This is a genomic window from Streptomyces sp. AV19 (assembly GCF_015999245.1).
Lineage (GTDB): Bacteria > Actinomycetota > Actinomycetes > Streptomycetales > Streptomycetaceae > Streptomyces.
In genome coordinates this window covers 278,076-290,997 of sequence record NZ_JAEAMR010000003.1, presented here as the reverse complement: position 1 = coordinate 290,997, position 12,922 = coordinate 278,076, and the positions used below count along the sequence as shown (strand labels likewise).

Below are 12,922 nucleotides of genomic sequence, written 5' to 3'. Positions count from 1 at the left end.
GCGAAGCGTTACCAATCCTTTACCCAAGGTGGTGCCGCGAGCGGGAAGCAGATCACTGTGAAACTGGCCTTCTCCACCCTCGGTGTCCCTGGTCTTCCGCTGCCGGACGTGGCCCGGCTCGCCCGCTCCCACGGCTGGGACGGCGTCGAGCTGCGCGCCCATCCCGAGGAACCGCTGCACGTCGGCGCGTCGGCGGCCGAACGGGCGCTTGCCGTGCGGGTGTTCGTCGACGCGGGGGTCTCCGTCGTCGGCGTGACCGGGTACGCGCGGGTCGCGGCGGACGGACCCGACGAGCCGGTGCTCTCGGAACTGTCCGCGCTGGTACGGCTCGCGGCGGACGTGGGGGCGCCGTACGCGCGGGTCTTCCCCGGGGGCGGCTCCCTGCCGCCCGACGCGGCCGACGCCGTCGCCGCGCGCCGCCTCGGGGCCGTGGCGCCGCTCGCGGCGTCCCTGGGCGTACGCGTCCTGCTGGAGACCCACGACTCGCACGCGCGCGGACGGGACGCGATGCGGATCCTGGGGCTCGTGGGGCATCACAACGTGGGTGCGTTGTGGGACGTGTTGCACACGTGGCGGGGAGGGGAGACCCCCGCGGAGAGCGTCGCGGCGCTTCTGCCGTACCTGGGGTACGTCCAGGTGAAGGACGTCGCGTCGCGGGACGACGTGACGCCGGTGGTGGTGGGGGGCGGGGTGCTGCCGGTGGCGGAGTGCGTGGGGGTGTTGAAGGGGGTGGGGTATGAGGGGTGGCTGTGCTGGGAGTGGGAGGGACGGTGGTTTGCGGGGAGTGTGGAGGAGTTCGAGGGGGTGGCGGGGGTGGGCTTGGCGTATTTGCGAGGTCTAGTCGGTGGGGGTGGGGGTGGGTAGGGGGTTGCGCCCCGGACCCGGCCCCCAGAGGGGCACCCCCCGCTTTGGGGGAGGGTAGGGGGTTGCGCCCCGGATCCTCCCTCAGAGGGGGCACCCCCGCTTTCACCGTTTCTCCGGGCTCCGCCCGGGGGAGCCTGGCGCGCGGCTCCGCCGCGCGGTGAGCGGGGGCTCCGCCGCGCGGTGAGCGGGGGCTCCGCCGCGCGGTGAGCGGGGGCTCCGCCCCCTGCACCCCTTTTCGGGGCTCCGCCCCGGGCCCCGGAAAGCGGCTTCGCCGCTTTGTCCTCAAGCGCCGGACAGGCTGAACTCCGCACCCGCATTGGGCATCTCCCGCACCGGACATACGACGCAGGCTCACATGTCAGCCCGTCCGGCGCTTGAGGACAGCGCCCGGAGGGCGCTTCGGGGGCCAGGGGCGCAGCCCCAGCAGGGGTGCAGGGGGCGCAGCCCCCGGCGGGGTGCAGGGGCGGAGCCCCGCTCACCCGCGCGGCGCGCGGCCCCGGCGCGCGGCCCCGCGCCCCAGGCCCCGCCCGCGGGTTGCGAAGGGGCGCGGCCCCTGCGGAAACGGTGAAAGGGCGGGGTGGGGCGCTCCTCCCCATGGGCGCCCCACCCGCAGGGCATCCTCACTCCGCCACCCCCACCCTCACCGCCATCCCGCCCAACACCGTCCCCATCACCCACCGTTGCGCCCGCAGCCACCCCGGTCGTCCCCGCAGGAACGTCGACACCGAACCCGCCGTCACCGCGATCAGACCGTTCACCGTCACCGCCACCACGATCTGCGTCAGCCCGATCACCAGGCTCTGCAACGGCACCGACCCCCGGCCGGGGTCGACGAACTGCGGCAGGACGGACACGTACAGCACCGCGATCTTCGGGTTGAGCAGGTTCGTGACGAGGCCCATCGTGAAGAGCCGCCGCGGCGGGTCCGGCGGCAGCGGGCCCGGGTCGAACACCGAGGTGCCGCCCGGCCGCAGGGCCTGCCAGGCCAGCCACGCCAGATACGCCGCCCCGGCCAGTTTCAGGGTCGTGTAGAGCACGGGGACCATGGAGAAGAGCGCCGCGATGCCCGCGACCGCCGCCAGCAGGTAGACCAGGAAGCCGGCGGCGACGCCCAGCAGGGAGATGAGGCCGGCCCGGCGGCCCTGGGTCACCGAACGGGACACCAGATACATCATGTTGGGGCCGGGGATGAGCACCATCCCCAGCGCCACCACCGCCATGCCGATCACCGCGTGCAGACTGACCATGGTGAGCAGGATTACGTGCCCGGACCATGTAGGACCAGTTCACTTTTCTTCATCATGGGGTGAAGCAAAAGGAACAGGAACAGGGCAGGAAGGAAGAGGGTCGTGCTGGATCTGTCCCGGCTGAGGGCCCTGCACGCCGTGTCCGTGCACGGCTCCGTCAGCGCCGCCGCCCTCGCCCTGGGCTACACGCCCTCCGCCGTCTCCCAGGCGATCGCCAAGCTGGAGCGGGAGACCCGTACGACGCTGCTGGAGCGCCGCGGCCGGGGCGTGGTGCTCACCGACGCGGCCGTCCGGCTGACCGGGACCGCGCGGGAACTGCTCGTCCTCGTCGAACGCGCGGAGACGGAGCTGGAGGAGCGGCGCGGCCTGCCCACCGGCCGGCTGGCCATCGGCGCGTTCCCCACCGCCGCCCGCGACCTGCTCCCCGGCGTCCTGGCCCGGCTCGCCCGCGAACACCCCACGCTCGACGCCCGGATGACCGAGGTGGACCCGCACCTGTCGGTCGGGCTGGTCGCGCAGGGCGCCATCGACCTCGCCGTCGCGCACGACTGGGACATCAATCCGCTGCCCGCCCCGGAGGGCATGCAACGGGCCACCCTGGGCCACGACTTGTGCGACGTCCTCGTCCCCGCGGACCACCCGCTGGCCGGCCGCGCCGTGCTGGAGGCCGCGGACCTGGCGCACCAGCGGTGGATCTGCCAGCCGCCCGGGACCGTCTGCCACGACTGGCTGGTCCGGGCGCTGCGCGCCACCGGGCACGAGCCGGACCTCGTCCACCGGGTCGCCGAGTACCAGACCCAGCTCGCCCTGGTCGCCGCCGGCCTGGGCGTCGCCCTCATCCCCCGGCTGGGCCGGGGCCCGCTGCCGTCCGGGGTGGTGGCGCTGCGGCTCGAACCGGTCCCGGTGCGGCGGCTGTTCGCCTACTGGCGCACCGGCGCCGCCCGCCGGCCCGCGATCACCGAGACCGTGCGGCTGCTGCGCGAGGCCGTCGGCACGGAGGGAACGGGCGGAACGGACGGAACGGACGGCTGAGCGCCGAGGAACCCGGCCGCGGCCCGGTCCGTCCAAGCGGCGTGCCGTCGGTGAGTCTCCGCGGTGCGGTGTCGGCTCCGTCGCACACCGCGTTGCTGACCACCCTCTCCGCCGCCCGCGGCCGACGGCATGCCGCCGCCCGGTGTGCCCCCTCAAGAGCACCGGCGGCGGCCCCTTTCGAAAGGCGCGCGGGGCGAGGAGAGCGCCCCGGGGCACACCCCGCGCTCCTGGCGCACACCGGTCACGGTCCGGTAACTCTGAACACGACTCGGGCGGTTGTGGGACGCGAGGGGGACTCCATGCGCCGACCGGCGCTGAACGCGGCGCTGTGCGCGCTCGCCGTGCTCTCGGGACCGCTCGCGCTCGCCGCGTGCCACCCCACCCTCCGCGCGGAGGCGGACGGCACCGCCACGGGCCGCCGCGACGAGGCCGTGCCGGTACGGGCCCCGCGGCAGGTGACGTTCCTCGCCCCGGGCGCCTGCGCCGGCCCCGGCCCGTCCTTCGAGGAGACGCCGTGCGGCGGCGACGGGGCCGTCGCCCGGGTCCTGGCCCGCTGGAACGGGCCGCGGGCGACGGGCCCCCGCTGCCCGGACCGCACGGACTACGTCCTGCACCTGTCCGCGGTCGACGCCGGTACCTCGGAGGAGGACAGCTCCCCGGAGGGCTACGCCTGCATGCGGAACCTGCGGCCTCCGCACCCGGGCGACCCGGGCAGCGGCGGCGGCCCGCTGACGCTCACCGGCGACTGCGTCCACACCGAGGCACCGGGGGTGGTGAAGGAGACCGCGTGCGACGGCTCGCAGCCGCACGCGCCGGAGTACGAGGTGACGGACGAGGTGGTCGCGCGCGCCGACTGCCCGGACGGCACCGACCTGTACGTACACGTCGGCGGCGGGACACCCGTGGGATGCGCCCGCCGCCTGGAGTGATATGCCGGAGCCCGGAGTTACGGGCGCAGGAACTGCCGCTCCGTCTTGACGTGGTCGAGCTTCGCGTCGAAGGGCGCGAGCGGCCTGGCCGCCTTCTCGTCCTTCTCCACGGCCTTCGGCGCCACGCCCGCCCACTTCAGGACCTCGGCCGTGGCCTTGGTCCGCTCGTCGGCGACGAGCTGCGCGATGTTGGAGCCGTGGTTGCCGCCCGGCGCGTAGAAGCGGAAGTCGTGCCGCTTCTCGGCGTTGCGGCCCAGGCGGAACGGCTCGCCGCTCCACGGGTCGTTCTGCCCGTAGACGAAGAGCATCCGCGTGCTGTCGTTGCGCACCCAGCGGTCCACGTCCGCCATCGAGCCCTTGTGCCACTTCATCGTGATGTCCCGGGGCACGTACGAGCGCGGCTGGTTGATGCCGGGGTACTTCAGCAGGCCCTTCAGGTGCGGGTACTTGACCGTGGGCGCGCCCAGCTCGGTGCCCGCCTGGTAGTAGTACGGGGTGAAGCGCTCCAGACCCTGGTCGGTGTAGGCGTCGAAGCCGGAGATGTCGTCGACGAACTTGTAGAGCTCGTCCGTGGACGCCTTGGTGGCGGGCACGGAGGCGCAGTCGCTCTGCAGGTGGTACTGCCAGAAGGACCAGACCAGGTCGAGGACGACGTTCTCGTACGCCTTGTCGGCACTGCCGACGACCTTGAACGTCTTGCCGTTCTCCTTGGCCCACTTCTCGTAGCGGGCGACGATCTCGCCGCGGCGGACGAGCGCCTCGCGCTGCACGGAGTCGAGCTGCGTGCGGCAGGCCTTGTCGCCGACGGTGGCGAAGAAGCGGTCGTACGCCGAGTCCTCGTCGTTGTCGATGTCGTTCGGCGCGACGTAGGCGACGGTGCCGTTCATGTCGTCCGGGTAGAAGCGGCGGAAGTAGGTGGCCGTCATGCCGCCCTTGCTGCCGCCCGTGGCCAGCCAGTTCTTGCCGTAGACGGGCTTGAGCGCCTGGTAGAGGCGGTGCTGGTCACTGGCCGCCTGCCAGATGTCCAGCTTCGACCAGTCGGCGGGCTGGGGGCGCGAGGGGGTGAAGAAGCGGTACTCCATCGACACCTGGTTGCCGTCGATGATGCGCGTGGGCTCGCTGCGGCTGGGGTTGGTGGAAACGTGGTAACCGGAAGTGAAGAAAACGGTGGGGCGGTTGGTGTCCTTGTGGAGCAGGGTGAACCGCTGCTCGAAGGTGCCCTTCTTGGGCTGCCGGTGGTCGATCGGCTGCCGGTACGTCATGACGAGGTAGCGGTAGCCCGCGTAGGGCTTCTCCTCGACGAGCCGCATGCCGGGTATCTCCAGGATGCGGTTCTTGATGTCGGTGTCGGTGTTGGTGTCGGTTGTGTCCCGGCCGGAGGCGTACGCCGCCCCGGCCGTCGTGCCGCCGGCGCCGATCGCTCCTATGAGCACCACCAGCGCCAGCAGCCATCTGAGAGCCTTGCGCATACGCCCTCCCCTGGGTTCGCTAAGGTCGCGGCGAACCTACCGGGGGTTGCGCGGGGTGCGCTAGACCCATTTTCTCCGCTCGGCGGCGGCCGGTACGCAGCCTGAGTAGCGGATCTGAGTACGTGCGCTCAGGTCCGGAAGTGAAGCGTCCGTAACGCTGGAGCCATGACGACGCTCCAGCCTCTCCCTCCCCCGCCGCCCTTTCCGCCTCAGCAGCGGCGCCGCAGAGCCCCGTTCGTCGTCCTCGGCATCGCCCTGGCCCTCCTCCAGGCCTATGGGAGCAAAGGCCTGTTCAGTGCCTCCAGTTCGGCGATCGGCTCGCGGCAGGGGTCCGTCCTCGCCGGCACCTCGGCCCCGTGGCAGAGCCGGAGTTGAAGCTCCGGGCGGATCCGAGCGCCCCTTGCGGACCCTGCACGCTCCCTTGACCGTGCGTTACCGGCAGTGTGACGCTCTGCAACGCAGCGCAACACTCACAGTAGGAGGGCGCACCATGGGTTACACCTTCATCGGCAAGGACCCCGAGTCCGATGTGAACGGGTGCCCGGCAGTCTGGGTGGACGACGACCGGCGGCTACTCATTCAGGGGCGGCAGGCCGGGGGCGACGCTCAAGCTCGTACGCTGACGGACTCACCGCGATCCGAGGATGAGACGCTGATCGTTCTGGAACCGAGGATGATCCCGCTTCTGAAGGAGGCTATTCGTGTCGCAGAGTCTGGCTGAGTTCGCCGCTCTGCTCCGGCAGTGCGAGCGCTCGGCAGTGCACCTTGAGACCCGCGATGCGTACGCCGTCCCCGGCGAACATCCCGGCTTCGATGCCTGGCTGGCCGGAGAGCGGAAGAACTGGGAGGACCGTTCGTCGTGGTGGCGCGACGACTGGCACGGCCTCATTCAGGACATGACGGTGCAGGGTATTTCGGTACGCCGTGCGCGGGTGGTCAGCGAGCCGGTCTCGGACTACATCAGGTGGGAGCACTACGTCACGTACGGCAACGTCGCCTGCGGGGAACAAGTCCGGTGGCTCCCGCGCCGCCAGGCATCCGACTTGTCGTTGCCCGGCAACGACATCTGGCTCTTCGACGACAAGCTGGTCCAGTTCAACATCTTTGACGGTGACGGCCGTTGGGTGCACACGGACTTCACGGAAGATGCGGGCGTGGCGGCGCGGTGTGCCGATATGTTCGAGGCGGTCTGGGAGCGAGCCATCCCGCACGACAAGTACAGCGTCTGACAGAACAGCGGCCAGTCCATGACCTCACCTCTGTCTACGGCTGAAGAGGCCCATAAGGCAGTTGCCGACCGGCTCATGCGCATGATGGAAGACGCCGATCTTTCGGGGGCCCGGCTGGCCGCTCTGTGCGGCTGGGACCGTTCCAAGACGCACCGGATCATCACTCGGAAGACGATCCCGAAGCCCGCTGACATCCGCGCTTGGTGCGCTGCGTGCGGCAAACCCGAAGAAGCCGAAGCGCTGATAGAGACCACTCGCACAGCCAAGACCCTGTACGTCCAGTGGACGCAGTACCTGAAGGGCGGGCTCAGTAAGGCACAGCGCAACAGCATCTACCAAGAGACACGCTCCTTCCGGGTCTACAGCTGCGGTGTGCTTCCCGGGATGCTTCAGACGGAGCCGTACGCCCGTGGCATCCTCCGCACGATCCGCCATTTCAGGAACCTGCCGGACGACGTCGAAGACGCCGTACAGGCCCGCCTGGAGCGCTCAGAGGACGTTATCCAGGGCAGTCGTCAGGTCTCGATCCTCATGGAAGAGTCGGCCCTGTATATGCCGATGACTGAACTTCCGCAGCACGCGGGGCAGCTGGAGCACTTCCTGTCAGTCATCGGGCGCCCCAACCTTGCCTTCGGGATCATCCCCAAAATGTCGCGCCGCTCGGTATGGCCCATCGAAACCTTCTATGCGTTCGATGATCGCGAAGTTCAAGTCGAGACCCTGACAGCCATGGTCCGCGTGACGAACCCATCCGAGATCAACGTATATCTCAGTGCCTTCGCTCAGATGGCACGCGCAGCCGTGTACGGCTCGAAGGCCAAAGCTCTGATCAGGACGGCTCTCGACGCCTGCGAGGCATGAAAACGTACAACATCGTGCAACATCTCGGCAGCCAGGGCCCGTTGCTCTCTAGCGTCTCCTCATGACCACGGACATCGACGTAGCCGCACAGCAAGCCGACGCCTTCCTGGCAGGCAAGAAGAAAGCCGATGACACGGCCTTCATGCTGGGTCGTGCGCTGGCGGAGATGGGCATCAGGGTCGGGGACACGGACTCGTGGCCGCTGTTGAAGGGCCGCGCGTCCCTCAGTGGTGAGCCGTCCCTCTTCCTCGGGACGGTTCCGCTGGCCACGGCCAAGAAGCTGATCAACGCCCTGATCTACGCGGAGTCGGCGAAGCGGAGCCAGCGAGACCTTGACGCTGGCCGCGACCACGACGCCTAGCGAGGTGTCCGTACCCATCGATCAGGAAGGCTCATCATGAGCGACGTGTACAGCCTGACCCTCGACGGCGCCGAGTTTTCGAAGGCGTGCGGTGGCAACACCCACCCCGACGGCGAAGCGTGCGTGACGCTCGCCCGCATTGTGACGACGCCTGGGCCATGGGCGACAGCAAGCGGCCCGGTGTGGAGCCGCTGAGGTTCACCACGGCGGAGCTGGACGCGGCCGGTATCGACCCGGCCCGCTTCGGCCTCACGGCCTGACCCACGGCCTTCACGGCCACTCGTTGACCGGCGGCCTTCACTCTCCGGGGGTGGGGCCGCCTTCATCTGCTCTGGACAGGACGACCGGTTGCACGTTCACGGGTATCTCTGGACCGGCGAGAAGACCACCTTCGACAAGGAGAGCATCCGCCGCCCACCACCGTCGTTGGCACCGACGGCCACCAGCCCCGACGAGGTGCAGCAGCGGTACCGGGAAGCCGTCGCGGAATGGAAGACCACCGATGTCCCGCCGATCGAAACGGCCTTGTGGCTGCTGAAGCCGCCCCGGCTGATCCGGGACACCTGGGACGAACCGAAGGAGGCTGCGGAGTGGCTGGGGCAGCAACTGACCGAGCACGCGCCCCGGTTCGCATCGGAGCACGACCAGGACACGACCCGGCTCGCCGTTCTCACCGCCTCCGCTGCTGATCGTCTGGCGCTCGGTGAGGATGCCTCGCTTGGGTTCTACCTCCGAGGGACCTTGTTCCTGTCGGTGGCGTTGGTGGCGTGCTCGCCGAACCGGGCCGATCCGGAGCTGCCCTGCCCGATGAGCTGAGGTCAGTTCAGTAACTTCGTAAGTTTCCCGCGAGCAATGCTCAGTACCTGTGGATCCGGCCCGGGGGGCGAGCAACGGGCGTACCTTCCCGGGTGATTGACCGGTAGATCACCGAGTGGGCCGACCTTGGCGCGTCGAGCGGGAAGGCACGCCTGTGCTCAGCGTAGTCAACGCCGACGGCACCACCACGAACGGAGGATTCGACAATTACTCCCTGGCCCGGGGCCCCGCCCCGGGGAAACTGGGGGTACCCCCAGCGGTAGCTGGGGGAGAAAGGGCGGGGCGGGGAGAGAATCAGCCGCGGGCCGGGGACACCGGTACCGTCCCCTCCCCCGCGAACGTCCGCCACAGGTCCGCGTACCGGCCGCCCAGCGCCAGCAACTCCCCATGCGTACCGTCCTCGACCACCCGCCCCCCATCCAGCACAACCACCCGGTCCGCCCGCGCCGCCGTCGTCAGGCGGTGCGCGACGACCAGCGTCGTACGGCGCCCGGCCAAGCGCTCCGTCGCCTCGTTGACCAGCGCCTCCGTCGCGAGGTCGAGGGACGCCGTCGCCTCGTCCAGCAGCAGCACGTCCGGATCGACCAGTTCCGCCCGCGCCAGCGCGATCAGCTGCCGCTGTCCGGCGGACAGGTTGCGGCCCCGCTCCGCGACCGGGTGCAGATAGCCCCCGTCGAGCGTCGCGACCATCTCGTGCGCGCCGACCGCCCGCGCCGCCGCCTCGACCTCCGCGTCGGTCGCGTCCGGCCGCCCGTAGGCGATGGCGTCCCGCACCGTCCCGGGGAAGAGGTACGGCTCCTGCGGGACGACGCCCAGCCGGTGCCGGTAGCCGACCGGGTCCAGGTCGCGCAGGTCGTGACCGTCCACCCGCACCGCCCCGGCCGTCGGGTCGTAGAACCGCGCGACCATCTTCACCAGCGTGGACTTGCCCGCGCCCGTCTCGCCGACGAACGCGACGGTCTGACCGGCGGGGACGGTCAGGCGGACACCCTCCAGGGCGGGCTTCTCCTCGTCCCCGTAGTGGAAGTGCACGTCCTCGAAGGCGACTTCGCCCCGCAGCTCCCGCACCTCGCGCGGCTCCGCCGCCACCGGCGTCGACGTCGGCTCGCGCAGCAGCGCCTGGATCCGCCCCAGCGAGACCGTCGCCTGCTGGTAGCCGTCGAAGACCTGGGAGAGCTGCTGCACGGGGGCGAAGAACAGGTCGATGTAGAGCAGGTAGGCCACCAGCGCGCCGGTGGTCAGCGTCCCGTCGTCCACCCGCCCCGCGCCGACGATCAGCACCGCGGCGGCCGCGACCGACGACAGCAGCTGCACGAACGGGAAGTAGACCGAGATCAGCCACTGGCCGCGCACCCGCGCCCGCCGGTAGTCGTCGCTGCGCCCGGCGAACCGTCCCGCGCCCGCCTCCTCGCGGCGGAACGCCTGGACGATCCGCAGTCCGGCCACGCTCTCCTGGAGGTCGGCGTTGACCAACCCGACGCGCTCGCGGGCGAGTTCGTACGCCTTGACGCTCTGCCGGCGGAAGAAGAACGTCCCGGCGACCAGCAGCGGCAGCGTCGCGAAGACGACGAGGGCCAGCTGGACGTCGATGACCAGCAGGGCGACGAATATGCCGAAGAAGGTCAGGACGGAGACGACGGCGGTGACCAGTCCGGTCTGGAGGAACGAGGACAGCGCGTCCACGTCCGTCGTCATCCGGGTCATGATCTTGCCGGTCAGCTCGCGCTCGTAGTAGTCGAGCCCGAGGCGCTGGAGCTGGGCGAAGATCTTCACGCGCAGCGCGTAGAGGACGCGTTCGCCGGTCCGGCCGGTCACCCGCGTCTCGCCGGTCTGGGCGGCCCACTGCCCCAGGACGACGAGCAGGGCGAGCCCGGAGGCGGCCCAGACCGCGCCGAGCGCCGCCTGCTCGACGCCCTGGTCGATGCCGTGCCGGATGAGCACCGGCAGCAGCAGCCCGGCGACCGCGTCGAGGGCCACGAGCAGCAGGGCCAGCGCCAGCGGCGTCCCGAAGCCGCGCAGCAACTGCCGCAGCCCGTACGCCTTCTCGGGCCGGACAGCGCGCTCCTCGTCCACGTCGGGGGTGTCGGTGGCCGGCGGGAGCGCGGCGACCTTGGCGAGGAGTTCGGGGGTGGCCGGCATGCCGGGCAGCTCCGTCGCGTCCTCGCCGTCGCGGCGGACCCACAGGGACGGGGTGACCCCGTCCACCGGGCGCGGGCGCCGGACGCGCCGGTCGGGGCCGGTCGCGGGCGCGGGGACGACGGCCGCGGGCGGCACGTAGCCGGGGGACACCGAGGACCCCAGCTCGTCCGGGTCGGTCAGCAGCCGCCGGTAGACCGCGCAGCGCTCCTGGAGCTCCGCCGCCGTGCCCACGTCGACCAGGCGTCCGGCGTCGAGCACCGCGATGCGGTCGGCGAGCGCCAGCGTCGAGGCCCGGTGGGCGATCAGGAGCGTGGTGCGGCCGGCCATGACGCCGCGCAGCGCCTCGTGGATCTCGTGCTCGACGCGGGCGTCGACCGCCGAGGTCGCGTCGTCGAGGAGGAGCAGGCGGGGGTCGGTGAGGATGGCCCGGGCGAGGGCGACGCGCTGGCGCTGTCCGCCGGAGAGGGTCAGGCCCTGCTCGCCCACCTCGGTCGCGTAGCCGTCGGGGAGCGCCTCGATGAAGCCGTCGGCCTGAGCGGCGCGGGCGGCGGCGCGGATCTGCTCGTCGGTCGCGTCGGGGACGCCGTAGGCGATGTTGCCGCGGATGCTGTCGGAGAACAGGAAGCTGTCCTCGGGCACGAGCCCGATCGCGGCCCGCAGCGAGGCGTGGGTGAGGTCGCGCACGTCGTGGCCGCCGACGCGGACCGCGCCGGACGTCACGTCGTAGAAGCGTGGCAGCAGCAGCGACAGCGTCGACTTGCCGCTGCCGGAGGCGCCGACGACCGCGACGGTCTCGCCGGGCTCGAGGCGCAGCGAGAAGCCGTCGAGGACGGGCCGCTCGGGGTCGTAGCCGAAGGAGACGCCGTCGAACTCGACGACGGCGGGCGCGTCGGCGGGCAGCTCGCGCGCGTCGGGGCGCTCGTCGATCACCGGCTCGGTGTCGATGAGTTCGCAGACGCGCTCGACGCCGGCCCGGGCCTGCTGGCCGACCGTCAGGACCATGGTGAGCATCCGCACGGGCCCGACGAGCTGCGCGAGGTAGGTGGAGAAGGCGACGAACGTGCCGAGGGTGATCTGCCCGCGGGTGGCCATCCAGCCGCCGAGGGCGAGCATCGCGACCTGGCCGAGCGCGGGGACGGCCTGGAGGGCGGGCGTGTAGCGGGCGTTGAGGCGCACCGTGCGCAGCCGCCCGGCGAACAGCCGCCGGCCGGCCTCGCGGAGCCGGTCCGTCTCCTGGGCCTCCTGGCCGAAGCCCTTGACCACGCGGACGCCGGAGACCGCGCCGTCCACGACGCCCGCGACGGCGGCGGCCTGCCCCTGGGCGTACCAGGTGGCCGGGTGGAGCCGGACGCGGCTGCGGGAGGCGAGGAACCAGATCGCGGGGGCGACGGCGAGGGCCACGACGGTGAGCAGCGGGGAGAGGAACGCCATCACGCCCAGCGAGATCACGAACAGCAGGACGTTGCCGATCATCATCGGCAGCATGAACAGCAGCCCCTGGATCAGCTGGAGGTCGCTGGTGGCCCGGCCGACGACCTGGCCGGTGGAGAGCTCGTCCTGCCGCTTGCCGTCGAGGCGGGCGATGGACGCGTACATCTCGGTCCGCAGGTCGTGCTGGACGTCGAGCGCGAGGCGTCCGCCGTAGTAGCGGCGGACGTAGGTGAGGCCGTAGACGACGACCGCGGCGACGATCAGGAGGGTGGCCCAGGGGGCGAGGGAGCGCTCGTGGGAGCCGATGACGTCGTCGATGATCAGCTTGGGTATGAGCGGGACGAGCGCCATGACGGCCATGCCCGCCAGCGAGGAGCCCAGTGCCAGGAGCACGGTGCCCCGGTACCGCCAACAGTATCCGGCGAGCCGCCTGGCCCACCCCTGTCCTGCCGTTTCCTTCGCCACCCCGGTCCTCCCGCCGTTCATGTGCTACCGAGAGGACCGAACGCCGCGGGCTGCGGATTTCATCCCGCCGCTACAGGAC

Annotated in this window: 11 protein-coding genes and 1 pseudogene; 9 read left to right on the top strand and 3 right to left on the bottom strand. The window is 71.2% G+C overall.

The genetic code is table 11. From position 1 onward, the window contains the following. Positions 1–57 precede the first annotated feature (57 nt). Positions 58–864, top strand: a complete 807-nt coding sequence (locus I5Q34_RS01380; protein WP_199890206.1) for a sugar phosphate isomerase/epimerase — start codon at positions 58–60, stop codon at positions 862–864. Positions 865–1,484: 620 nt separating this feature from the next. Here the strand turns inward: I5Q34_RS01380 and I5Q34_RS01375 are convergent. After that, positions 1,485–2,111: a LysE family translocator gene (locus I5Q34_RS01375; protein ID WP_199890205.1), complete on the bottom strand. Its 627-nt coding sequence runs from the start codon at positions 2,109–2,111 to the stop codon at positions 1,485–1,487. Positions 2,112–2,213: 102 nt separating this feature from the next. Between I5Q34_RS01375 and I5Q34_RS01370 the strand changes: the two genes are divergently transcribed. Together I5Q34_RS01370 and I5Q34_RS01365 are read left to right on the top strand one after the other, a co-directional pair. Further along, positions 2,214–3,143 carry a LysR family transcriptional regulator gene (locus tag I5Q34_RS01370; protein WP_199890204.1) on the top strand — a complete coding sequence of 310 codons (930 nt, stop codon included), beginning with the start codon at positions 2,214–2,216 and terminating at the stop codon, positions 3,141–3,143. 299 nt (positions 3,144–3,442) lie between these two features. Then, entirely contained in the window at positions 3,443–4,072 is a 630-nt protein-coding gene (locus tag I5Q34_RS01365) for a hypothetical protein (RefSeq protein WP_199890203.1), read from the top strand. 17 nt (positions 4,073–4,089) lie between these two features. Here I5Q34_RS01365 and I5Q34_RS01360 read toward each other — a convergent pair whose 3' ends face one another. Further along, positions 4,090–5,541, bottom strand: coding sequence for a S28 family serine protease (locus I5Q34_RS01360; protein WP_199890202.1), 1,452 nt, complete (start codon positions 5,539–5,541; stop codon positions 4,090–4,092). Positions 5,542–6,031: 490 nt separating this feature from the next. Here I5Q34_RS01360 and I5Q34_RS01355 point away from each other — a divergent pair, with 490 nt between their 5' ends. The 6 genes and pseudogenes from I5Q34_RS01355 (at position 6,032) to I5Q34_RS01330 (ending at position 8,808) form a co-directional block, all read left to right on the top strand. Beyond that, entirely contained in the window at positions 6,032–6,262 is a 231-nt protein-coding gene (locus I5Q34_RS01355; protein WP_199890201.1) for a hypothetical protein, read from the top strand. Further along, on the top strand, positions 6,243–6,770 hold the full coding sequence (locus I5Q34_RS01350; RefSeq protein ID WP_199890200.1) for a DUF6879 family protein: 528 nt from the start codon (positions 6,243–6,245) through the stop codon (positions 6,768–6,770). The genes I5Q34_RS01355 and I5Q34_RS01350 overlap by 20 nt, the downstream gene beginning before the upstream one ends. A gap of 18 nt (positions 6,771–6,788) precedes the next feature. After that, entirely contained in the window at positions 6,789–7,631 is an 843-nt protein-coding gene (locus I5Q34_RS01345; RefSeq protein WP_199890199.1) for a DUF5753 domain-containing protein, read from the top strand. A gap of 61 nt (positions 7,632–7,692) precedes the next feature. Next, complete coding sequence (locus I5Q34_RS01340; protein WP_199890198.1) at positions 7,693–7,992, top strand: hypothetical protein; 300 nt, start codon at positions 7,693–7,695, stop codon at positions 7,990–7,992. A gap of 36 nt (positions 7,993–8,028) precedes the next feature. Continuing rightward, positions 8,029–8,252 (top strand): annotated as a pseudogene (locus I5Q34_RS01335) (DUF397 domain-containing protein). A gap of 88 nt (positions 8,253–8,340) precedes the next feature. Further along, complete coding sequence (locus I5Q34_RS01330; protein WP_199890197.1) at positions 8,341–8,808, top strand: hypothetical protein; 468 nt, start codon at positions 8,341–8,343, stop codon at positions 8,806–8,808. Positions 8,809–9,102: 294 nt separating this feature from the next. Here the strand turns inward: I5Q34_RS01330 and I5Q34_RS01325 are convergent, their stop codons facing one another. Next, a complete protein-coding gene (locus I5Q34_RS01325; protein ID WP_199890196.1) occupies positions 9,103–12,864 on the bottom strand; it encodes an ABC transporter ATP-binding protein in 3,762 nt (1,253 codons plus the stop codon). Positions 12,865–12,922: the final 58 nt, after the last annotated feature.

What these genes read in the sequence shown, in the direction of transcription:
- I5Q34_RS01340 (WP_199890198.1), top strand. Translation starts at nt 7,693, where the DNA reads ATGACCACGGACATCGACGTAGCCGCACAGCAAGCCGACGCCTTCCTG.
- I5Q34_RS01365 (WP_199890203.1), top strand. Translation starts at nt 3,443, where the DNA reads ATGCGCCGACCGGCGCTGAACGCGGCGCTGTGCGCGCTCGCCGTGCTC.
- I5Q34_RS01355 (WP_199890201.1), top strand. Translation starts at nt 6,032, where the DNA reads ATGGGTTACACCTTCATCGGCAAGGACCCCGAGTCCGATGTGAACGGG.
- I5Q34_RS01345 (WP_199890199.1), top strand. Translation starts at nt 6,789, where the DNA reads ATGACCTCACCTCTGTCTACGGCTGAAGAGGCCCATAAGGCAGTTGCC.
- I5Q34_RS01375 (WP_199890205.1), bottom strand. Translation starts at nt 2,111, where the DNA reads ATGGTCAGTCTGCACGCGGTGATCGGCATGGCGGTGGTGGCGCTGGGG.
- I5Q34_RS01325 (WP_199890196.1), bottom strand. Translation starts at nt 12,864, where the DNA reads ATGAACGGCGGGAGGACCGGGGTGGCGAAGGAAACGGCAGGACAGGGG.
- I5Q34_RS01360 (WP_199890202.1), bottom strand. Translation starts at nt 5,541, where the DNA reads ATGCGCAAGGCTCTCAGATGGCTGCTGGCGCTGGTGGTGCTCATAGGA.